18 protein-coding genes and 1 pseudogene are annotated in these 20,644 nt (G+C 71.7%); 2 read left to right on the top strand and 17 right to left on the bottom strand.

Features of this window, described 5'->3' with window-relative positions; all coding sequences use genetic code 11:
* Positions 1–248: 248 nt before the first annotated feature.
* The 11 genes and pseudogenes from bamB to ACIY1X_RS00055 form a co-directional block, all read right to left on the bottom strand.
* Complete coding sequence (bamB, locus tag ACIY1X_RS00005; protein ID WP_399677047.1) at positions 249–1,394, bottom strand: outer membrane protein assembly factor BamB; 1,146 nt, start codon at positions 1,392–1,394, stop codon at positions 249–251.
* Positions 1,395–1,414: 20 nt separating this feature from the next.
* A complete protein-coding gene (locus ACIY1X_RS00010; protein ID WP_399677049.1) occupies positions 1,415–2,101 on the bottom strand; it encodes a YfgM family protein in 687 nt (228 codons plus the stop codon).
* Between the two features lie 6 nt (positions 2,102–2,107).
* The gene (gene hisS, locus ACIY1X_RS00015; protein WP_399677051.1) at positions 2,108–3,430 is read right to left on the bottom strand and encodes a histidine--tRNA ligase; all 1,323 of its coding nucleotides are present in this window, start codon (positions 3,428–3,430) and stop codon (positions 2,108–2,110) included.
* Between the two features lie 12 nt (positions 3,431–3,442).
* On the bottom strand, positions 3,443–4,720 hold the full coding sequence (gene ispG / locus ACIY1X_RS00020) for a flavodoxin-dependent (E)-4-hydroxy-3-methylbut-2-enyl-diphosphate synthase (protein WP_399677053.1): 1,278 nt from the start codon (positions 4,718–4,720) through the stop codon (positions 3,443–3,445).
* A gap of 25 nt (positions 4,721–4,745) precedes the next feature.
* Positions 4,746–5,693 carry a helix-turn-helix domain-containing protein gene (locus ACIY1X_RS00025; protein ID WP_399677054.1) on the bottom strand — a complete coding sequence of 316 codons (948 nt, stop codon included), beginning with the start codon at positions 5,691–5,693 and terminating at the stop codon, positions 4,746–4,748.
* The gene (gene pilW / locus ACIY1X_RS00030) at positions 5,686–6,528 is read right to left on the bottom strand and encodes a type IV pilus biogenesis/stability protein PilW (RefSeq protein ID WP_399677055.1); all 843 of its coding nucleotides are present in this window, start codon (positions 6,526–6,528) and stop codon (positions 5,686–5,688) included. Before pilW ends, ACIY1X_RS00025 begins: the two co-directional genes overlap by 8 nt.
* Positions 6,529–6,673: 145 nt before the next feature.
* Positions 6,674–7,777: pseudogene (gene rlmN, locus ACIY1X_RS00035) on the bottom strand (23S rRNA (adenine(2503)-C(2))-methyltransferase RlmN); the annotation flags it as partial.
* Positions 7,778–7,805: 28 nt separating this feature from the next.
* A complete protein-coding gene (gene ndk, locus ACIY1X_RS00040; RefSeq protein ID WP_038210293.1) occupies positions 7,806–8,219 on the bottom strand; it encodes a nucleoside-diphosphate kinase in 414 nt (137 codons plus the stop codon).
* 183 nt (positions 8,220–8,402) lie between these two features.
* Positions 8,403–9,986, bottom strand: a complete 1,584-nt coding sequence (locus ACIY1X_RS00045) for a pseudouridine synthase (protein WP_399677056.1) — start codon at positions 9,984–9,986, stop codon at positions 8,403–8,405.
* Positions 9,983–10,738: an SMC-Scp complex subunit ScpB gene (gene scpB, locus ACIY1X_RS00050; RefSeq protein WP_399677057.1), complete on the bottom strand. Its 756-nt coding sequence runs from the start codon at positions 10,736–10,738 to the stop codon at positions 9,983–9,985. The genes ACIY1X_RS00045 and scpB overlap by 4 nt, the downstream gene beginning before the upstream one ends.
* Positions 10,739–10,887: 149 nt before the next feature.
* Positions 10,888–11,913 carry an RluA family pseudouridine synthase gene (locus ACIY1X_RS00055; protein ID WP_399677059.1) on the bottom strand — a complete coding sequence of 342 codons (1,026 nt, stop codon included), beginning with the start codon at positions 11,911–11,913 and terminating at the stop codon, positions 10,888–10,890.
* A 17-nt stretch (positions 11,914–11,930) separates the two neighbouring features.
* Here ACIY1X_RS00055 and ACIY1X_RS00060 point away from each other — a divergent pair, with 17 nt between their 5' ends.
* Positions 11,931–12,737 carry an outer membrane protein assembly factor BamD gene (locus ACIY1X_RS00060; protein ID WP_051953600.1) on the top strand — a complete coding sequence of 269 codons (807 nt, stop codon included), beginning with the start codon at positions 11,931–11,933 and terminating at the stop codon, positions 12,735–12,737.
* A gap of 74 nt (positions 12,738–12,811) precedes the next feature.
* Here ACIY1X_RS00060 and ACIY1X_RS00065 read toward each other — a convergent pair whose 3' ends face one another.
* Both ACIY1X_RS00065 and ACIY1X_RS00070 read right to left on the bottom strand, forming a co-directional pair.
* Complete coding sequence (locus ACIY1X_RS00065) at positions 12,812–14,833, bottom strand: ATP-dependent DNA helicase (protein ID WP_399677061.1); 2,022 nt, start codon at positions 14,831–14,833, stop codon at positions 12,812–12,814.
* Complete coding sequence (locus ACIY1X_RS00070) at positions 14,833–15,036, bottom strand: DUF465 domain-containing protein (RefSeq protein WP_038210281.1); 204 nt, start codon at positions 15,034–15,036, stop codon at positions 14,833–14,835. The genes ACIY1X_RS00065 and ACIY1X_RS00070 overlap by 1 nt, the downstream gene beginning before the upstream one ends.
* 99 nt (positions 15,037–15,135) lie before the next feature.
* Here ACIY1X_RS00070 and ACIY1X_RS00075 point away from each other — a divergent pair, with 99 nt between their 5' ends.
* Complete coding sequence (locus ACIY1X_RS00075) at positions 15,136–15,915, top strand: PP2C family protein-serine/threonine phosphatase (RefSeq protein ID WP_399677063.1); 780 nt, start codon at positions 15,136–15,138, stop codon at positions 15,913–15,915.
* A gap of 22 nt (positions 15,916–15,937) precedes the next feature.
* Here ACIY1X_RS00075 and ACIY1X_RS00080 read toward each other — a convergent pair whose 3' ends face one another.
* From ACIY1X_RS00080 to odhB, 4 genes are all read right to left on the bottom strand, one after another.
* Positions 15,938–16,570 carry a hypothetical protein gene (locus ACIY1X_RS00080; protein ID WP_051953598.1) on the bottom strand — a complete coding sequence of 211 codons (633 nt, stop codon included), beginning with the start codon at positions 16,568–16,570 and terminating at the stop codon, positions 15,938–15,940.
* An 86-nt stretch (positions 16,571–16,656) separates the two neighbouring features.
* The gene (gene zapE / locus ACIY1X_RS00085) at positions 16,657–17,757 is read right to left on the bottom strand and encodes a cell division protein ZapE (RefSeq protein ID WP_399677065.1); all 1,101 of its coding nucleotides are present in this window, start codon (positions 17,755–17,757) and stop codon (positions 16,657–16,659) included.
* Between the two features lie 85 nt (positions 17,758–17,842).
* Positions 17,843–19,276 (bottom strand): dihydrolipoyl dehydrogenase, encoded by a 1,434-nt coding sequence (gene lpdA / locus ACIY1X_RS00090; RefSeq protein WP_399677066.1) that lies wholly within the window; start codon positions 19,274–19,276, stop codon positions 17,843–17,845.
* Between the two features lie 10 nt (positions 19,277–19,286).
* Positions 19,287–20,564, bottom strand: a complete 1,278-nt coding sequence (odhB, locus tag ACIY1X_RS00095) for a 2-oxoglutarate dehydrogenase complex dihydrolipoyllysine-residue succinyltransferase (RefSeq protein WP_038210271.1) — start codon at positions 20,562–20,564, stop codon at positions 19,287–19,289.
* Positions 20,565–20,644: the final 80 nt, after the last annotated feature.

The following is a 20,644-nucleotide window of genomic DNA, read 5'->3' on the forward strand; positions in this document are numbered from 1 at the left end:
GACGTTCGGACGGCCGACGAGGGCGATGACGGGTTTCATGGGCTAAATGTATCCCGCCGCCGGAATCGGCGTGGGCTGCGGAAATGCCGTGGCTGGCGGATCAGAAGGCCGCGGAGCAGGCCATGCGGGAACACCCAGGGAACCGGCCTTGGCCTGTCCTGAGCCTGCCGAAGGGCCGGGCCGTCGGGTGTGCCCCCTTGAGGGGGGATTCGACCGGAACGAAGTCCGGGAGAAACGGGGGTGGGCTCTTACTCCGGCCTATAGCCGAACACGCCGCCGTTGCGCGTGACGACCACCACCGTGTTGCCCGCCACCACTGGCGTGGCCGCGATGGCCGAGCCGTCGGGCGTGACGCGGTTCATCGTCTTGCCGTCCTCGCGCGAGAGGAAGTGCACCGTGCCCGTGTCCTCGCCGACGACCAGCGTGCGGCCGACCGCCAGCGGCGCCGTCAGCGTGCGCAGCCGCAGGTGATCGGCAGACCACATCGGCTGGCCGTCGTTGCGGCGCCAGGCCACCACGGTGCCGTTGTTCTCGGTGCCGTAGACGGCGCGCTCGTCGCCGCCCACGCCGTCGGAGCCGACCGAGGGCTTGGTCCACAGCAGCATGCCGCGCACCGTGTCGACGCAGCCGACCGCCGCGTAGTAGGCCCGCGCGCACACGGTGTCGCCCACGCGGCTGACGGTGCCGGTCAGGTCGACCAGGCGCTCCACGTCGTTGGTGCCGCGCGGCGCGGCGACGGGCGCCTCCCAGCGCGACAGGCCGTTGGCCGGGTTCATGCCCACCAGGCGGGCGCCCACGCCGGCCACCAGCGTGTCGCCGACGGGCAGCAGCACGCCCGGCTTGCGCAGCACCAGCGAATCGCCCACGGTGCGCTGCTGCGTCCACAGCCGGCGGCCGCTGGCGCCGTCGAAGGCGGTGGTGCTGCGGTCCGCCGCCTGCACGAAGACGCGGCGGCCGGCCACCAGGGGCGCGGTGAAGGTCTCGGCGGACAGGCGCTCCTTCCAGAGCACCTTGCCGCCGGCGAGGGCCACCACCTCGTTGTCGCGGGTGACGACGGCGGCCGTCTGGCCGTCGCTGCCGACACCCGCAATCAGTTCGGAGCCGACGCTGGCGCGCCACAGCTGCGTGCCCGAGCGGGCGTCGATGGCGGCGACCGTGCCGTCGGCCGCGGCCACGGTGACGGTGTCGCCGTTGACGGCCACCTGCAGCGGCATGTCCACGGCCGGCAGCTTGGCGGTCCAGGCCTGCCGCACGCCCAGCGTCGACGGGTTGGGCTGCAGCTCGGCCGGCTTCGGCTTCGGGGTGCCGGAGCAGGCCGCCAGCGCGGCGATCAGGACCATGGCGGCCCCCGTTCGGAGGGCAGGCGCTGCGGGCATGAGACGCTTGAGATTCATGGTGCGTTCGGCGGTTCGCTTCAGGGGGTGGTCTTGGCGGCGCCGGCTGCGGGCGCGGCCAGCGTCGCGGGATCGACGCCGACCGAATTGAGCTTGATCTCGACCAGGCGGCGGTATTCGTTGCCGGGCCCGAAGGCGGTCCAGGCCTTGCGGTAGGCGGCGGCGGCCTCCTCGCGCTGGCCGCGGGAGGCATGGATGTCGCCCTGGCGGTCGGCCACCAGCGCCTCGAATTCCTTCGGCACGGGTGCGGCGAGTTGCTTGAGCGCCTCGTCCCAGGACTTGGCCTGCATCAGCTCCGACGCCAGGCGCAGGCGGGCGATGGCCTTGTAGCCGGGGTCGGTGCCCTGCTCCGCCACCCAGGCCAGCACGGCCCGCGACGGCTCGGCGCGGCCCTTGTCATTCAGGCTGCGGGCCGCCAGCAGGGCGCCCTGCTGCGCATAGGCGGTGCGCGGGAAGCGGGCCTTCATGTCGTCGAAGGCGCGCTGCACGCGGTCCGCCTCGCCGGCCTGCACGGCACGGTCCAGTTCGTCGTAGAGGGCGGCGGCCTGCGCGGCCTGGCGGCGCTGGTAGTACTGCCATCCGTTCCAGGCCATCACCGAAGCGGCCACCAGCAGCACCACCCAGGTGATGAGCGTGCCGTAGGTGTTCCAGAAGGCCTTGAGCCGGTCGAGCTGTTCCTGTTCTTCGAGGTCGAGATGGGTCGCCATGCGCTGTCAGTTGGAGGGAGCCGGCGATTGTAGGGTGGCGGCCCAGGCGGCCACGTCGGCCAGCGGGCGGGCGAGCTGGGCGCCGCTGCCGTCGCGCAGCGCCTTCACCGTGACTTCGCCGCGGGCGAGTTCGTCGTCGCCGAAGATCAGCGCGAAACGCGCGCCGCTGGCGTCGGCCTTCTTGAACTGCGCCTTCATGCCGCCGCCGCCCGCATGCTGGACCACGCCGACGCCGGCCGCGCGCAGTTGTTCGAGCACGGCCATGACCTGCGGCAGCGCCGCCGCCGAGGGCACGATGGCATAGGCGTCCGGCGCCGCGTCGGGCACCGGCAGCCGCAGTTCCTGGATCAGCAGCAGCAGCCGCTCGATGCCCAGGCCGAAGCCCACGGCAGGCGCCGGCTTGCCGCCCATCTGGCCGATGAGCCCGTCGTAGCGGCCGCCGCCGCACACCGTGCCCTGCGAGCCGAGCTGGTCGGTCACCCACTCGAAGACGGTGAGGTTGTAGTAGTCCATGCCGCGCACCAAGCGCGGGTTGATGCGGTAGGCCAGGCCGGCGGCGTCGAGCACCGCGCGCACGGCGTCGAAGTGCGCGCGCGATTCGGCGCCCAGGAAGTCCATCAGCTGCGGCGCCGCCTCGACCACCGGCTGCATGGCCGGGTTCTTGGTGTCGAGGATGCGCAGCGGGTTGCTGTGCAGCCGGCGCTGCGCGTCGGCGTCGAGCAGGCCGGCGTGCGCCTCGAAGTGCCGGATCAGCGCCTCGCGGTGCGCCTGCCGCTCGGCCGGCTGGCCCAGGCTGTTGATCTCCAGCCGCACGTGCTCGCCTTCCACCAGGCCCAGTTCGCGCCACAGCGCGCGCACCATCAGGATCAGCTCGGCATCCACGTCCGGCCCCGGGAAGCCCAGCGCCTCCACGTCGAGCTGGTGGAACTGGCGGTAGCGGCCCTTCTGCGGCTTCTCGTGGCGGAACATGGGGCCCAGCGTCCACAGCCGCAGCGGCCCGTTGTACAGGGCGTTGTGCTCCACCATCGCGCGCACGATGCCGGCGGTGGCCTCGGGGCGCAGCGTCAGGCGGTCGCCGTTCATCGAATCGGTGAAGGAGTACATCTCCTTTTCCACGATGTCGGTGACCTCGCCCAGCCCGCGCACGAACAGCGCCGTGGGCTCCACCACCGGCGTGACGATGTACTGGTAGCCGTAGCGCGCCAGCACGCGGCGCACGGTCGACTCGAACCAGTGCCACAGCGCCGAATCGGGCAGCTTGTCGGTGCGCGGCACGCTGGCCGGCAATATGTCGTTCATGCCTTTGACGGCACTGATCTTTTCAGCCATGGGATGCAGGAATCAGGCTTCGGCGGCGTGGGCCTGGCCGAAGCGCTTCTCGATGTAGTTCTCGACGATCTGGTGGAACTCGGCGGCGATGTTCTCGCCGCGCAGCGTCAAGGCCTTCTGCCCGTCGATGAAGACCGGCGCCGCCGGCGCCTCGCCGGTGCCGGGCAGGCTGATGCCGATGTCCGCGTGCTTGCTCTCGCCGGGGCCGTTGACGATGCAGCCCATCACGGCCACTTTCATCGCCTCGACGCCGGGGTACTTGTTGCGCCACACCGGCATCTGCATGCGCAGGTAGTCGTCGATCTGCTTGGCCAGCTCCTGGAAGGTGGTGCTGGTGGTGCGCCCGCACCCCGGGCAGGCGGTGACGCTGGGCACGAACACCCGCAGCCCCAGCGCCTGCAGGATCTCGGAGGCGATCACGACTTCCTGCGTGCGCGACTCGCCCGGCTGCGGCGTGAGGCTCACGCGGATGGTGTCGCCGATGCCTTCCTGCAGCAGGATCGACAGCGCCGTGGCCGAGGCCACCGTGCCCTTGGTGCCCATGCCGGCTTCGGTGAGGCCCAGGTGCAGTGCGTAGTCGCAGCGGCGCGCCAGCTCGCGGTAGACGGAGATCAGGTCCTGCACGCCGCTGACCTTGCAGCTCAGGATGATCTGGTCGCCGTCCATGCCCATCGACTCGGCCAGCTTCGCCGAGTCGATGGCGGAGGTGACCAGCGCCTCGTACATCACGCTCTTGGCGTCCCAGGGCGGCGTGCGGCGGCTGTTGGCGTCCATCAGGCTGGCCAGCAGCTCCTGGTCGAGGCTGCCCCAGTTGACGCCGATGCGCACCGGCTTGTTCCAGCGCATCGCGGCCTCGATCATCTGGCCGAACTGCCTGTCCTTCTTGTCGCCCTTGCCCACGTTGCCGGGGTTGATGCGGTACTTGGACAGCGCCTCGGCGCAGGCCGGGTACTCGGTGAGCAGGCGGTGGCCGTTGTAGTGGAAGTCGCCGACCAGCGGCACGTCCACGCCCATGCGGTCGAGCTGCTCGCGGATGTAGGGCACCTGCGCGGCGGCCTCGGGCGTGTTCACCGTGATGCGCACCATCTCGGAGCCGGCCTGCGCCAGCGCCTTGACCTGGATGGCCGTGCCGATCGCGTCCACCGTGTCGGTGTTGGTCATCGACTGCACGCGCACCGGCGCGTCGCCGCCGACGGTGACCACGCGCGGTCCCCAGACCACCCTCGCCTGCCGCGAACGGCGCGGCTGCGGCGAGGCCGGGGCGATGGGCTGCTGCAGGGAAGAAGTCACTCGGCGCTCCAAATCCGGTGCGGCCTCACGAGGACCTGACCACGAAGCGCGCCACGCCGCCCGACTTGGTCAGCGGCGCGAGGTCGAAGGCCTCGCCGTGCACCCGCGCGTCGACGCTGGCGGCGCGCCCGAGCACCACGGACAGCGGCAGCGCGCCCGAGAGGTGCACCGTCTCGCCGGCCGCCAGGATGCGCTGCAGCAGCACCTTGCCGCCGGCATCCGTCACCGTGACCCAGCATTCGCCGCGCGCGGCGGTCAGCACCAGCGGCTCGGCCGTGGCGGGGGCCGCGGGCACGTCCTGAGCGGGCGCCGCCGATGCGGCCGCGGTGCCCTCCGGCGCCGCAGCGCCTGCCGGCCCGGCCGGGGCCGCAGCGGTCGGCGGCGCCACCGATTCGACGACGGTGCCGGGCGCGGCCGCCGCCACAGGCGCGGCAGCGGGTGGCGCGCCGTTCTCGGCGCTGCCGCCGGCTCCGGATGTGAGATCGCCCACCCAGGCGCCGAGCCGGTCGAAGGCCGACTGGGGCAGCCAGAACACCGCGGCCGCCGCCAGCAGCAGGACGGCCACGCCGCCCATCAGCGGCCGCGACGGCACCCAGCCGCCCAGCCCGCCGCCGTGTCCCGGCACATGGCTGCGGATGCTGCCGCCCAGGCTGCGGTCGGCCTCCGCCAGCGCCACCTTCTGGGCGCCCGGCAGCTTGGCCAGCACGGGCGCCGGGTCGATGCGCAGGGCGCGCGCCACGCTGGCGGCCAGGGCCCGCGCGAACACGGGGTCGGGCAGCGCCTCGATGTCGTCGTTCTCCAGCGCCTCGATGCGCTGCGGCGGCACCTTCAGCGCCGCGGCGACCACCTCGACATGCAGGCCGTGCGCCTCGCGCGCCTGGCGCAGCATGTCGCCGGCGCTCAGCTGCGAGGTGTCGCCCGGGCTCAGCGGCTGCGAGAGGGACGCGCCGAACTCGCTGGCCCGCTCAATCATCGAAGCTGCCACGTTCGTAGGCCAGGGCCTCGCGCGACTGCGGGAAGCGCCGCTGCAGCTGCGTGCCGAGTTGGCCCACCGCCTCGCGGTTGCCCAGCCGGCGCTCCGTGCGAATGCCCAGCCACAGCGATTCGGCATTGGCCGTCGGGCCGTTGTTGATGCGCCGCACGTAGAACTGCGTGCGGGCGAAGTCGCCACGCTGGTAGAGCAGCAGCGCGAGGTTGTAGCCGATGACCGGGTTGCCCGCGTCCATCTCGTAGGCCTGCATCAGCGTCTTCTCGGCCCCCGCACGGTCGCCGGCCTGCATCTGGCACACGCCCTGGGTCATCAGGGTCTTGGACGCCTCCTGGTAGGTCGGCACGGCCAGGGCGGCGGCGAACTCGCGGCTCGCATCCGCGTAGCGCTTCTGCTGGCACAGCAGCCAGCCGTAGTTGTGGCGTGCGTCGGCGTCGCGCGGCTTCAGGGCGATGGCGCGGCGGAAGCTGTCCTCGGCCTTCTCGGGCTCGTCCAGGCGCATGTGGATCAGCCCACGCAGGTTGTAGGCGGCGGCCAGGTTGGGATCGGCCGCCAGCGCCTGGTTGACCTCGCCCAGCGCCACCTCCGGCTGGCCCTGCTGGAAATAGCCCAGCGCCAGCTGCATGCGCAATTCGGCCCGGCGCTGCATGTTCGCCGCATCGGCCGGCTCGGCCACCGGCGGCCCCGCATGGCGCGTGTCGGCCAGCGTGGTCGTGGTCGTGGTGGTGGTGGTGCAGCCGGCGGCCAGCGCGAGCAGCGCCACGGTGCACCACAGCCTGCGCACGCCCCGTGCGGCGACTGGCGGGAAGGGCGATGTCATCGGGTCAGTGCTCCTCACAAGAAAACGCCGGGCCGCCCCAAGTTTTCTTGCCCCCCTCGGGGGGCAGGCTGGGCGCAGCCCGGCCCTGGGGGCGCTCACTGGCATGGGCCGCCAGGGCGGCAGGCGCACCGGCCGGCGACCGGTGCAGAACCACGGTGCGGCGCTGCGCCATGCGCTCGGCCGCCCGGGTGCGGTCCTTCACGTCGCCGGCGAGCTGGCCGCAGGCGGCGTCGATGTCGTCGCCGCGCGTCTTGCGCACCGTGGTGACGATGCCGGCGTCGGCCAGCAGCCGCGCGAAGGCCTGCACGCGCGCAGCCGGCGAGCGCAGCAGGCCCGAGGCCGGGAAGGGATTGAAGGGAATGAGGTTGAACTTGCACGACACGCCGTGCTCGCGCACCAGCGCCGCCAGCTCCCTGGCGTGCTCGGGCTGGTCGTTCACGCCGTCGAGCATGCAGTACTCGAAGGTGATGAAGTCCCGCGGCGCATGTGCCAGGTAGCGCCGGCAGGCGGCCAGCAGCTCGGCCAGCGGGTACTTGCGGTTCAGCGGCACGAGGTCGTCGCGCAGCGCGTCGTTCGGCGCATGCAGCGACACGGCCAGCGCCACCGGGCAGTCGGCGCCGAGGCGGTCCATCATGGGCACCACGCCGGAGGTCGACACCGTGAGCCGGCGGCGCGAGAGGCCGTAGGCATTGTCGTCGAGCATGGTGCGCAGCGCCGGCACCAGCGCCGCGTAGTTCTGCAGCGGCTCGCCCATGCCCATCATCACCACGTTGGTGATGACGCGGTCGCTGCGCTGCAGGTGCCGGCGCAGGAAGTGCTCGGCGAACCACAGCTGCGCGACGATCTCGCCGGTGGTCAGGTTGCGGCTGAAGCCCTGGTGGCCGGTGGAGCAGAAGCGGCAGCCCACCGCGCAGCCGGCCTGCGAGGAGACGCACAGCGTGCCGCGGTCCTCCTCGGGAATGAAAACGGATTCGACGGCATTGCCGTCGCCCACGTCGAACAGCCACTTGATGGTGCCGTCGGCCGAGATCTGCTGCGAGACTACGGGCAGGGCCTGCACCGTCGCCGTCTCGGCCAGCTTGGCACGCAGCGACTTGGCCAGGTCGGACATCTGGCCGAAGTCGCTCGCGCCGCGCTGGTGGATCCAGCGGAACAGCTGCGTGGCGCGGAAGCGCTTCTCGCCCAGGCGCTCGCAGAACGCAGCCAGCCCCTCGAGGTCGAAGTCGAGCAGGTTGACGGCGGTGTTCATGCGTGCGCCCGTGCGGTCGCCGACGGGCTTACTTCAGTTCGGGGAAGAAGAAGGCGATCTCGACCTTGGCCGTCTCCGGCGCGTCGGAGCCGTGCACCGCGTTGGCGTCGATGCTGTCGGCGAAGTCGGCGCGGATGGTGCCGGGCGCGGCCTTCTTCGGGTCGGTGGCGCCCATCAGGTCGCGGTTCTTGGCGATCGCGTTGTCGCCTTCGAGCGCCTGCACGAACACCGGGCCGGAGATCATGAAGTCGACCAGGTCCTTGAAGAAGGGACGCTCCTTGTGGACGGCGTAGAACTCCTCGGCCTGGGCGCGCGACAGGTGCACCAGCCGGGCGGCCACGATCTTCAGGCCGGCGGCCTCGAAGCGGGAGACGATCTTGCCGATGACGTTCTTGGCGACGGCGTCGGGCTTGATGATGGACAGGGTGCGTTCGATGGCCATGGAAGTGCTTTCTGTTGAATCGGAAATGCGTGGTTGTTCGGATGCGCAAGGCCGTGCGGGAAAGACACCCCCGGCCTCGACAAAGCCCGTTATTTTAGCCCGGACGAATGACGTCCCGGCCGTCGCCGCGGGCAAAAACCGCAGCGGAATCCGTGACTTGGCCCGGCGATTGAATGTGGCCGCTCAGCGCGAACGCTTGCGGCGGCGCCCGCCGCCACCGCCGCCGCCCGGCATGCCACCGCCCGGGCCGCCGCGCCCGCCACCCGGGCCGCGCTGCTGGCGCGAGAAGCTGTCGCTGCCGATGTAGCCGAAGGAGGTCTTCATCGGATCCGGCTGGGCGCTGCTGCCGCCGCCACCGCCGCCCTTGGGGCCATTGCCGCGGCTCTTGCGGCCGGCCGCCTGCCCTCCTCCGCCACCACCGCCGCCGCCGAAGCCGCGCGCTCCGCCCGGCGTGGCCGGGCGCGGGCCGCTGCCCTTGGGACCGCCGCGGCGGCGCTTGTTGTTGCTGTTGCGGTTGCCGCCGTTGCGCCCGCCGCCGGCCTCGCCGGGGCCCGAGCGCGCCAGCAGCGCCTCGGCGCCGGCGGCCTTGGTCAGGGCGCGGATGTCCCGCTCGTCCAGTTCCAGCCAGGCGCCGCGCTTGAGACCGCGCGGCAGCACCATGGCGCCGTAGCGGATGCGGATCAGCCGGCTGACGGCATGGCCCACCGCCTCGAGCAGGCGGCGCACCTCGCGGTTGCGGCCCTCGGAGATCGTCACGCGGTACCAGTGGTTCGACCCTTCGCCGCCGCCGTCCTCGATGGTGCCGAACTGGGCCCGGCCGTCGTCGAGCTGCACGCCGTCGAGCAGGCGCTGCTTCTCCTCGTTCGACAGCGCGCCCAGCACGCGCACGGCGTACTCGCGCTCCAGGCCGAAGCGCGGGTGCATCAGCCGGTTGGCCAGTTCGCCCGAGTTGGTGAACAGCAGCAGGCCCTCGGTGTTCAGGTCCAGCCGGCCGACCGACTGCCACTTGCCTTGCTGCAGCCGGGGCAGCCTGCGGAACACGGTGGGACGGTTCTGCGGATCGTCGTGCGTGACGACCTCGCCCACCGGCTTGTGGTACGCGATCACGCGCGGGGGCGGCGGCGCGATGCGGAAGCGGATCGGCTTGCCGTTGAACTTGACCTGGTCGCCGTACTGGATGCGCTGGCCGATGTGGGCCGGCTCGTTGTTGACCGAGATGCGGCCCTCGAGGATCAGGCGCTCCATCTCCAGGCGCGAGCCCAGGCCGGCCTGGGCCAGCACCTTGTGCAGCTTGGGCGCGTCGGCCTGCGGCAGCAGCACGCGCTTGGGCAGCGCGACTTCGGGGTGCTGCTCGTCCTCGTCGAAGCGGCCGGAGACGACGTCGGCGAACTGGATCGGCTCCGGCGGCGGCGCGTTGCGCTGCTCGCGCTCGGCGGCGCGGCGGGCGCGGTCGAACTCGTCGTCATCGTCATCCTCGTCCTCGTCCTCTTCTTCATCGTCGACGTCTTCCCCGTCCACGTCCTCGATGCGCTCTGCGGGACGCTCGTCGGCAGGCGGCGGCGGCGCGTCGGTCACGACCGGCGCGTCTTCCACCGCATCGGCAGCCTCCTGCGCCGCCTTGGCCGGCGCGCGCTTGCGGCGCCGCGGCTTCGGCTCGGCCGGCGGGCCGGCGACTTCCGCGTCCGTCGCAGGCACGGGCGGGGCCGCCGGTTTGTCCTCGGCACCCATCGGCTCGTCGGGCAGGCTGTCGGGATCGGAGGCGCTCATGGCTGGTTCTCGGGGGAGGATGCTTCGGGAGGGAGATCGGGCACCGCCGGAGCCTGGGGCTCGTCGGGTGCGATGGCGGGATCGGCGTCGGCCGCGGGCGGCGCGTCCGAGGCGGCGGCCGCGGCCTCGTCGGCCGTGCCGCCCTGCTCCGCTGCCGCGTCCGCTTGCGCGGGCGCAGCCGCCTCGGGCTCGTCGATCGGCAGGGAGGACTGTTCGCCGCCGTCGGGCAGGCCCGGCTGGCGGGGCGCCTCGATCATCGGCAACTGGTCGAGCGAGGCCAGGCCCAGGTCGTCGAGGAACAGGCGCGTGGTGGCGTACAGCGCGGGGCGGCCGACCGTCTCGCGGTGGCCGATGACCTCGATCCAGTTGCGATCCTCCAGCTGCTTGAGGATCAGCGAATTGATGGTCACGCCGCGGATGTCTTCCATGTCGCCGCGCGTGACGGGCTGGCGGTAGGCGATGATGGCCAGCGTCTCCAGCGCCGCACGGGTGTAGCGCGGCGGCTTCTCGGGATGCAGGCGCTCCAGGTGGTCGCGCATCTCGGGGCGGCTCTGGAAGCGCCAGCCGGAGGCCACGCTCACCAGTTCCAGGCCACGCTGCGTCCAGTCCTCCTGCATCTCCGCCAGCAGCGTCTTGAGGGTGTCGGCGCCCAGTTCGTCGTTGAACAGCGCGCGCAGGTCCCGCAGCGGCAACGGCTGCGCCGAACAGAGCAAGGCGGTTTCGAGAATGCGCTTGGCATCCGCCGTATTCATGGTTCGCGTCGTCCGGGAAGAGGCGCCGGCGAAGGCGCGCGTTCAGAACACAGAAAAGAGAAAGAAGCGGTGGGACGGCAGTGGCGCCGCGTCAGGCGCGACAGGGGAGGCGCGGTCCGGTGGGCTGTCACCGGCGGCAGGGCGAGCCGTCAGGTGCGATTGTAGTCCAGCCCCCGCGAGCGCAGCAGCGCCGCCAGGTCGGCCGGCGGCGGGCGGCGCCAGCGCATCGCCTCGCCCGTGACGGGATGCACGAATGCCAGTTGCCATGCATGCAGCGCCTGGCGCGCCAGGCCGTCCACCGGCCGGCCGCCGTAGACCTCGTCGCCCACCAGCGGATGGCCGATCGATGCCATGTGCACGCGGATCTGGTGTGTGCGCCCGGTCTCCAGCGTGCAGCGCACGAGGCACAGCTCGTCGGTGCCGCCCAGCGACTCGATCAGCGTGCGGGCCGGCTTGCCGGCGTGCTGGCGCGGGTCGACCACCGCCATGCGCAGCCGGTTGCGCGGGTCGCGGCCGATGGGCGCATCCACCTGCCGCGCGGCCGGGCCGCTCCAGCGGCCGTGCCCGAGCGCGATGTACTGCCGCGTGACCTCGCGCGCCGCGATCATGCGCACCAGCGCCTCCATCGCCTCGCGCGTGCGCGCCACCACCATCAGGCCGCTGGTGTCGCGGTCCAGCCGGTGCACGATGCCGGCGCGCGGCAGACGCGCGGCGGCGCCGTCGCGCGCCAGCAGGCCGTTGAGCAGGGTGCCGCTCCAGTGGCCGGGCGCCGGATGCACCACCAGGCCGGCGGGCTTGTCGATCACCAGCAGGTGAGCGTCCTCGTGGACCACCTCCAGCGCCATCGGCTCGGGCCGGAAGGCCTGGCTCTGCGGCGTGGGCCGCAGCTCGACGCTGCCGCGCTCGCCGGCGCGCACGGCCGTCGACGGCTTGCGCACCGTGCGGCCCTGCAACTGCACGGCGCCGGCCTCGACGAGCTGCTGCAGATAGCTGCGCGAAAACTCCGGCACCAGCACGGCCAGGGCGCGGTCCAGGCGCTGCCCGTGCAGCGCGGCGTCGATGCAAAAGAGCCGCAGCTCGCTCGCCTCGGCCGCCTCGCCGCCCTCCTCCTGCAGGGCCTGCGCCGGGTCTTCCGGCAGGGGGCCGGCCGATATAATTGAAAGGGTTTCCTTCACGAAAGCTGCCTGTGACGTTGCGCGCCAAATTATCGGCTGCCCCCACCCTGCTGGCCCTGTGCGGCGCTGCCGCCCTGATCGCCGGATGCTCCTCCACGCAGGAGGACCGCACCGCGAACTGGAGCCCCAACCGCATCTACCAGGAAGCCAAGGAAGAAGCCGACGGCGGCTCCTACGACAAGGCCATCCCGCTGTTCGAGAAGCTGGAGGGCCGCGCCGCCGGCACGCCGCTGGCGCAGCAGGCGCAACTCGACAAGGCCTACGCGCAGTTCCGCAGCGGCGAGCGCGCCCAGGCCATCGCGACAGTCGACCGCTTCATGAAGCTGCACCCGGCCAGCCCCGCGATCGACTACGCGCTCTACCTCAAGGGCGTGATCAACTTCAACGACGACCTGGGCATGTTCGCGTGGCTCACGCGCCAGGACCTGTCGGAGCGCGACCAGCAGGCGGCCAAGGAGTCCTTCCTGGCCTTCAAGGAGCTGGTGACCCGCTTCCCCGAGTCGCGCTACGCGCAGGACGCGCGCCAGCGCATGAACTACGTCGTCAACTCGCTGGCGCAGTACGAGGTGCACGTCGCCCGCTACTACTACACGCGCGGCGCCTACCTGGCGGCGATCAACCGCGCGCAGATCGCGCTGGCCGACTACCGCGAGGTGCCGGCGCTGGAAGAGGCGCTGTACATCATGGTCCAGTCCTACGACGCCCTGGGCATGACGGACCTGCGCGACGACGCCAAGCGCGTGCTGACCACCAACTACCCGAACAGCACCTACCTCACGCAGGGCTTCCGCGCCAAGGACGACCCGTGGTGGAAGCTCTGGTGATGACGACGGCGCGCCTGCGCTGATCCGATCCGCAACGGCCGCCTCGCGCGGCCGTTTCCACGTCCGGGCGCTGGTCAGGCGTGGTCCTGGCCGGCGGTCGCGGCGAGCGCGTCCAGTTCGGCCTCGAACTGTGCCGGGTCGTCCAGGCGGCGCATCGGCGGCAGCGCGCCCAGCAGGCGGCGCCCGTAGCCCATGCTCAGCAGCCGCGTGTCGCACAGCACCAGGAGGCCGCGGTCGCTCTCGCGGCGGATCAGGCGCCCTGCGCCCTGCTTGAGCGCCACCGCCGCCTCGGGCACGAAGTAGTCGTTGAAGCCGCTGCGCCCCTGCAGTTCCAGCCGGCGCGCGCGGGCCTCGACCAGCGGGTCTCCCGGCGGCGGGAAGGGCAGCTTGTCGATGACCACCAGTTGCAGCGCATCGCCGGGTGCGTCGAAGCCCTCCCAGAAGGAGGCCGAGGCCACCAGCACGCAGCCGGCGCGCCCGCCCTGGCCGCCTTCGCGGAAGCGCTCCATCAGCACGCGCTTGGGCAGTTCGCCCTGGACCATGACCTCGTAAGGCATGCCCGCCGCCTCCGCCTCGCGGCGCATCTGCTCGCCGATGGCGCGCAGCGCCCGCAGCGTGGTGGTGAGGACCAGGGTGCGGCCGCCCAGGCGCGCCGCGCCGTGCGCGGCCAGCCGTGCGACCGCGGCGGGGTGGCCGGGCTCATTCGGCTTCGGGAAGCCGCGCGGCACGAACACTGCCGCCTGCTGCGCGTAGTCGAAGGGGCTGACCACGCGCAGGATCTGCGCGTCCTCCAGGCCGCAAGGCTCGGTGAACCAGCGCAGCGCCGAGTCGTCGCCCAGGGTCGCCGAGGTGAAGACCCAGGCGCGCGGACGGCTGCCCGCGGGCTGCTCGGCCGAGGCGTCGGTCTTCAGCAGGCGCTGGCGCACGGTCTCGGCGATGTCCAGCGGCGACTCCACCAGCCGCAGTTGCGTGCCCACGTCCAGCCAGCGCACGGAGGGCGCCTCGCAGTCCTGCGCGAAGTGCGCGGCGCGCTCGGCGGTCCGCACGGCGCGCTCGTGCAGTCGCACGAAGTCCGGCGCGATCTCGCTGACGGTGTCCAGCGCGGCGGCGGCCTCCTGGGCCGCCTGCCGCACGGCCTCGAGCGCGTCGAGCCACGGGCCCGCCTCCACCCCCTCGGGCGCCGCGCCGGCCCACTTCAGCCGGCTGCCCTGCCACGGCTTGCCGGCGGCCATGCGCAGCTCGCGCGCGGCGCGCTCCACCGCGCTGGCCAACTGCATCCAGTCGGCCAGGCCGCGGGCCAGCCGCAGGCCGGCGGCCAGCAGGTCGCGCGCGAAGTCCAGCACCTGGCCGGTGCCCAGCTGCAGGCCGAGGAACTGCACCCCGGTCTCGTTGAGCTGGTGCGCCTCGTCGAACACCACCACGCGCACGCTGGGCAGCAGCTCGGCCATGCCGGACTCGCGCACCGCCAGGTCGGCGAAGAACAGGTGGTGGTTGATGACCACCACGTCCGCCGCCATCGCCTCGCGCCGGGCGAGGTTGACGTGGCAGCCCTTGAACTTCGGGCATTGCGCGCCCAGGCAGTTGTCGCGGGTGGAGGTCACCAGCGGGATGACGGGCGAGCGCTCGTCCAGCCCCGGCAGCTCGGCCAGGTCGCCGGTGCGGGTGGCCTGGGCCCATTGCTCGATCTTCGCCAGCGTGCGTATCGCGCCGCGCTCGACGGAGGCGTCCTGCCGCGCCTGCTCCAGCCGGTGCACGCACAGGTAGCTGGCCCGGCCCTTGAGCAGCGCGCTGCGCAGGGGCAGCTCCAGCGCCTCCAGCAGCCGCGGCAGGTCGCGGCCGAAGAGCTGGTCCTGCAACGCCTTGGTGGCGGTGGACAGCAGCACGCGCTCGCCGCTGAGCAGCGCCGGCACGAGGTAGGAGAAGGTCTTGCCGACGCCGGTGCCGGCCTCGGCCACCAGCACGCCGCCCTGCTCGATGGTGTCGGCCACCGCCAGCGCCATGTGCGTCTGGCCGGGGCGCACGCGGAACGCGTCCGCCGCGCGGGCGAGCGCACCCTGCTCGGCGAAGGCGCCTTCGACCTCCTCGCGCAAGGGCATCAGGCGGGTTCCTGCGGGTCGGCCAGCAGTTCCAGCCGCGCGATCTCGTCGCGCAGCGCGAGCCGGCGCTTCTTCAGGCGGCGCAGCAGCAGTTCGTCGGCGGGCGCGGTCTCGGCCAGCCGGTCGATGCTGGCGTCCAGGTCGGCATGCTCCATGCGCAACTCAATCAGTCGGCGCGTGACGGAATGAAGGTTGGAGTCCAATGCGCGGGGCCCGAGGACGCGGGCCGGAGGGAACGATCGACTGATAATAAGCGCTTCGTCCACGCACCCGCAGGCCTCGCGGCCGCGATCGCCGCGTTCATGCCCCGAGGCTTCCGACTTGCCGCCGCCACTGGCCTGCACCAGGGCGACCGCCCCTACCAGCAAGACCAGGTCGCGCTGCTCAGCCACCCGCGCGTGCCGGGCTGCGTGCTCGCGGTGGTGGCCGACGGCATGGGCGGACGCAGCGGCGGGCGCAAGGCCTCCGACCAGGTGCTGCTGACCGCGCAGCAGCTCTTCGCCCGCTTCTCGCCGGACCGCGACACCCCCCAGGAGCTGCTGCGCCGCCTGGTCGAGGACGCGCACACCGTCATCAAGCTCACGGCCGCGGCCAGCGAACAGGAGCCGCACAGCACCCTCGCGGCCTTCCTGCTGACGCCCGACGGGCGCGGCGCGGCGGTGCACGCCGGCGATTCGCGCATCTACCAGTTCCGCAAGGGCCGGCTGGTGCGGCGCACGCGCGACCACTCCTACGTCGAGGTGCTCATCGAGCGCGGCGAACTGGCCGAGGACCAGGCGATGCTGCATCCGCAGGCCAACATCCTGGTCGGCTGCCTGGGCATGCGCAGCACGCCGCCGCCGCTGGACGTGCACACCCTGGAAGAACTGGGCCCCGGCGATGCGCTGCTGGCCTGCAGCGACGGCCTGTGGCACTACTTCACGCCCGAGGAGCTGGGCGCCGTGGTGGCCGAGCAATCGCCGCGCGAGGCGGTGCAACTGCTGGTGGACGAGGCACGCCGGCGCGCCCGCGGCACGGGCGACAACCTGTCGGTGGTCATCGTCCGGCTGGACCCCCTGCCGCGGCACACGCCGCAAGCCTAGGCGCCCCGCCCGTCCCCTCGCCTCAGCGCGGCGGCGGCGGCAGCGGGGCCGCAGGCGGCTTGGTGCGCTCTGCGTTCTTGCGTTCGCGCTCGGCGCGGCGCTGCTGCACGCTGCGCTGCTTGTTCTCGAAGCGCTCTCGCTCGGTGGGTGCCTCGGCGCGCTGGCGCGCGGCGCGCGCCTGGTCCTCCGCGAACTGGCGTTGCTTGCCGGCCGCGTCCTGGCGGTTCTGCGCCTCCTCGGCCGCCATGGCGGCGCGGCTGGCCGCGTGGTCGGCGGCGCGCTGCTCGCGCGCCTGCTGCGCCTCGCGGGCCTTCTGCTGCTCCTCGGGACGGTCCTGCGTCCGCGGCGTGGCCTGGCGCTCGTCGATGCGGCGCAACTGCTCGGCGCCGCGGCGCTTGCGCTCGATGTCGTTGATGGCCGCTTCCTGGCGCTTCAGGTCGTCCTCGGCGCTGCGGCGGGCGCGGCGCGCCTGGCTCAGGCAGTCGTTGACGGCGAAGCGCTGGTAGCAGGCCGTCTCCTGCTGCTGGAAGCGCGTCTCGACTTCCTGCCGCTCGGCCGCGATGCGGTCGCGCTCGGCCTGGAAGTCCTCCTGCGCGCCGGCGAGCGCGCCGCCCAGCAGGGCCGGCAGGAGAAGGAGGGCACGCAGAAGCTTCATGCCGGCACCGCCCGGCCGCCCGAAGGCGCCGACGCTTCCCCTCCGGGGGGCAGCGATACGCGAAGCGATGAGCGTGGGGGCCAGTTTCATGTCAGGCGGGTATCGACGACACGGCGCTCCTGCGAGAGGAACTCCTTGGATTGCATTTCATTCAGGCGCGAGACCGTGCGCGGGAACTCGTGCGCCAGGGGCCCTTCGGTGTACAACGCCTCGGGCGGCACCTCGGCGGACATGATCAGCTTGACGCGCCGATCGTAGAACACATCCACCAGCCAAGTGAAACGGCGTGCTTCCGAGGCCATGCGCACCGGCATGGCGGGCACGTCCGAGAGCAGCACGGTGTGGAACTGGCTGGCGATCTCCAGGTAGTCGTTCATCGAGCGCGGGCCGCCGCACAGGGTCTTGAAGTCGAACCAGACCACGCCGCCGGCGCGGCGGCGCGCACGGATCTCGCGCCGCTCGATGTGCAGCACCGGGTTGTCGTCGCCCTTCTCCGCCAGCTTCTCGAAGGTCTTGCGCATCTCCTTCTCGGCCGCCGCGTCGTTGGGCGTGAGGTACAGCCGCACCTGCTCCAGCGTGCGCCGGCGGTAGTCGGTGCCGTTGTCGACGTTGATAACCTCCAGCTTGCGGTTGAGCAGGTCGATGGCGGGCAGGATCCGGTCCCGGTGCAGGCCGCCGGGGTACAGGTCGTCGGGCTTGAAGTTGGAGGTGGTGACGAAACCCACGCCGTTGTCGAACAGCGCCACCAGCAGCCGGTGCAGGATCATCGCGTCGGTGATGTCGGCGACGTGGAACTCGTCGAAGCAGATCAGCTTGAAGCGTTTCGCGATGCGCCTGCCAAGTTCGTCCAGCGGGTTCTGGATGCCCTGCAGCTCGGCCAGCTCGCGGTGCACCTCGCGCATGAACTCGTGGAAGTGCAGGCGCGTCTTGCGGTTGAGCGGCACCGCGTTGAAGAAGCAGTCCATCAGGAAGCTCTTGCCGCGGCCCACCCCGCCGTACATGTAGACGCCCCGCGGGATCTCGGGACGGTTGATCAGCTTCTTGAAGGCATTGGAGCGCTGGGCCTTGTAGGCAACCCATTCGCGGGCGCAGCGGTCCAGCGCGTCGACGGCGCGCAGTTGCGCCGGGTCGGCGGTGTAGCCGCGCGCCTTCAGTTCGGCTTCGTAGGCTTGCTTGACGGACTGCAAGAGGATTCCGGGGGACGTGGAACGAAGAAGCCGCTCGCGCAGGCGCGTGGCCCGGCGGCGAGCGGCTGGGGCTCGGCTCAGCGCATCAGAAGTTCAGCGTGCGCTTGTCGACGGCCAGGGCCGCCTCCTTGGTCGCCTCCGACAGCGAGGGGTGCGCGTGGCAGATGCGCGCGATGTCCTCGCTGCTGGCCCTGAACTCCATCGCCACGACGGCCTCGGAGATCAGCTCGCTGGCCATCGGGCCGACGATGTGCACGCCGAGGATCTCGTCCGTCGCCGCGTCGGCCAGGAACTTGACCATGCCGGTCGTGTCGCCCAGCGCACGCGCGCGGCCGTTGGCCAGGAAGGGGAAGGTGCCGGCCTTGTACTTCACGCCGTCGGCCTTGAGCTGCTGCTCGGTGCGGCCGACCCAGGCGATCTCGGGGCTGGTGTAGATGACCCACGGGATGGTGTTGAAGTTGACGTGCCCGTGCTGGCCGGCGATGCGCTCGGCCACGGCCACACCCTCTTCCTCCGCCTTGTGCGCCAGCATCGGGCCGCGCACCACGTCGCCGATGGCCCACACGCCCGGCAGGCTGGTGCGGCACTCGTCGTCGACCACGATGGCGCCGCGCTCGTCCAGCTTCAGGCCCACGCCTTCCGCGTTCAGGCCGACGGTGTTGGGCACGCGGCCGATGGAGACGATCAGCTTGTCGACTTCCAGCGTCTGCGCCTCGCCCTTGGCGTTGGTCCAGGCGATGGACACGCCCTTCTTCGACGACTTGACCTCGCCGACCTTGACGCCCAGCTCGATCTTCAGGCCCTGCTTGTCGAAGGCCTTCTTGGCCTCCTTGGCGATCTGCTCGTCCACCGCGCCCAGGAAGGTGGGCAGGGCTTCCAGCACCGTCACCTCGGCGCCCAGGCGGCGCCAGACGGAGCCCATCTCCAGCCCGATCACGCCGGAGCCGATCAGCGCCAGCTTCTTGGGCACGGCGGGGATGCGCAGCGCGCCGTCGTTGGAAAGGATGTTCTCCTCGTCGAAGGGCGCGCCCGGCAGCGCGCGGGCGTTGGAGCCCGTGGCGACGATGACCTGCTTGCCGACGATGCTCTCCTCCTTCTCGCCGGCGACCTTGATCTCGTAGCCGGCCTCGGCGGCCTTCACGAAGGAGCCGCGGCCGTGGAAGAAGGCGACCTTGTTCTTCTTGAACAGGTACAGGATGCCGTCGTTGTTCTGCTTGACGACCGCGTCCTTGCGGCCGAGGAGCTTCGCCAGATCCAGTTCCAGGCCCTTGACGTTGATGCCATGCTCGGCGAAGTGCTTGCCGGCATGCTCGTAGTGCTCCGAGCTTTGCAGCAGCGCCTTGGAAGGGATGCAGCCCACGTTGGTGCAGGTGCCGCCCGGCGCGGGCTTGCCGTCCTTGTTCTTCCACTCGTCGATGCATGCGACGTTGAAGCCGAGCTGCGCCGCGCGGATGGCGGCGATGTAGCCGCCGGGGCCGCCGCCGATGACGACGACGTCGAATTGCTTGCTGTCTGCCATTCGCCGCTCCTTACAGGTCGAACAGCAGGCGCGACGGATCTTCCAGCGCCTCCTTCATGGCCACCAGGCCCAGCACGGCCTCGCGGCCGTCGATGATGCGGTGGTCGTAGCTCATCGCCAGGTAGTTCATCGGGCGCACCACGATCTGGCCGTTCTCGACCACGGCGCGGTCCTTGGTGGCGTGCACGCCCAGGATGGCCGACTGCGGCGGGTTGATGATCGGCGTGGACAGCATCGAGCCGAAGGTGCCGCCGTTGGAGATGGAGAAGGTGCCGCCGGTCATCTCCTCGATGCCCAGCTTGCCTTCCTGCGCCTTCTTGCCGAACTCGGCGATCTTCTTCTCGATGTCGGCAAAGCTCATCTGGTCGGCGTTGCGCAGGATCGGCACCACCAGCCCGCGCGGCGAGCCCACGGCGATGCCGATGTCGAAGTAGCCGTGGTAGACGATGTCGTTGCCGTCCACGCTGGCGTTGATCACCGGGTACTTCTTGAGCGCGTGGACCGCGGCCTTGACGAAGAAGCTCATGAAGCCGAGCTTGACGCCGTGCTCCTTGGTAAACGCGTCCTGGAACTTCTTGCGCAGTTCCATCACCGGCGCCATGTTGACCTCGTTGAAGGTGGTCAGGATGGCGTTGGTGGCCTGCGACTGCAGCAGGCGCTCGGCGATGCGGGCGCGCAGGCGGCTCATCGGCACGCGCTCTTCGGGGCGCTCGCCCAGGTCCTGCTTGCCGCCGGGGGCGGACACCTGCGGCAGCGCGGCCTTCGGCGCGCCGGTGGGAATCTGCACGGCGGGCGCGGCGGACGGCGCGCCGGCGCCGCGGGCCACGGCCGACAGCACGTCGCCCTTGGTCACGCGGCCGTCCTTGCCGGTGCCGGCCACGTCGGCGGCGGTGAGGTTGTTCTCGGCCAGCAGCTTGGCGGCCGAGGGCATGGCCACGTCGCCCTTGCCGGCGGCAGTGGGCGCCGGCGAGGCGGACGAAGCGGCGGCGGGCGCGGTCGCCGGAGCTGCAGCAGCGGCCGGCGCGGGGGCGGCGGCGCTGGCCTTGCCCTCCGTGTCGATCTTGGCGATCAACTGGTCGGCCACCACGGTGGCGCCGTCGCCGGCCACGATCTCGGCCAGCACGCCGGCGGCCGGCGCCGGCACCTCGAGCACGACCTTGTCGGTCTCGATCTCGATCAGGATCTCGTCGACCGCGACGGCTTCGCCGGCCTTCTTCTTCCACTGCAGCATCGTGGCCTCGGCCACGGACTCGGACAACTGGGGAACCTTGACTTCAACGATGGACATGTGTGTTCTCTGATGTTCGTTCTGGGGAGCGGCACGTGCGCCGTGGGCGTGCATGCGCGAAGGCCGGCGCTGGGGCCGGC

Source organism: Xenophilus sp., assembly GCF_044462705.1.
Classification (GTDB): domain Bacteria; phylum Pseudomonadota; class Gammaproteobacteria; order Burkholderiales; family Burkholderiaceae_C; genus Xenophilus; species Xenophilus azovorans.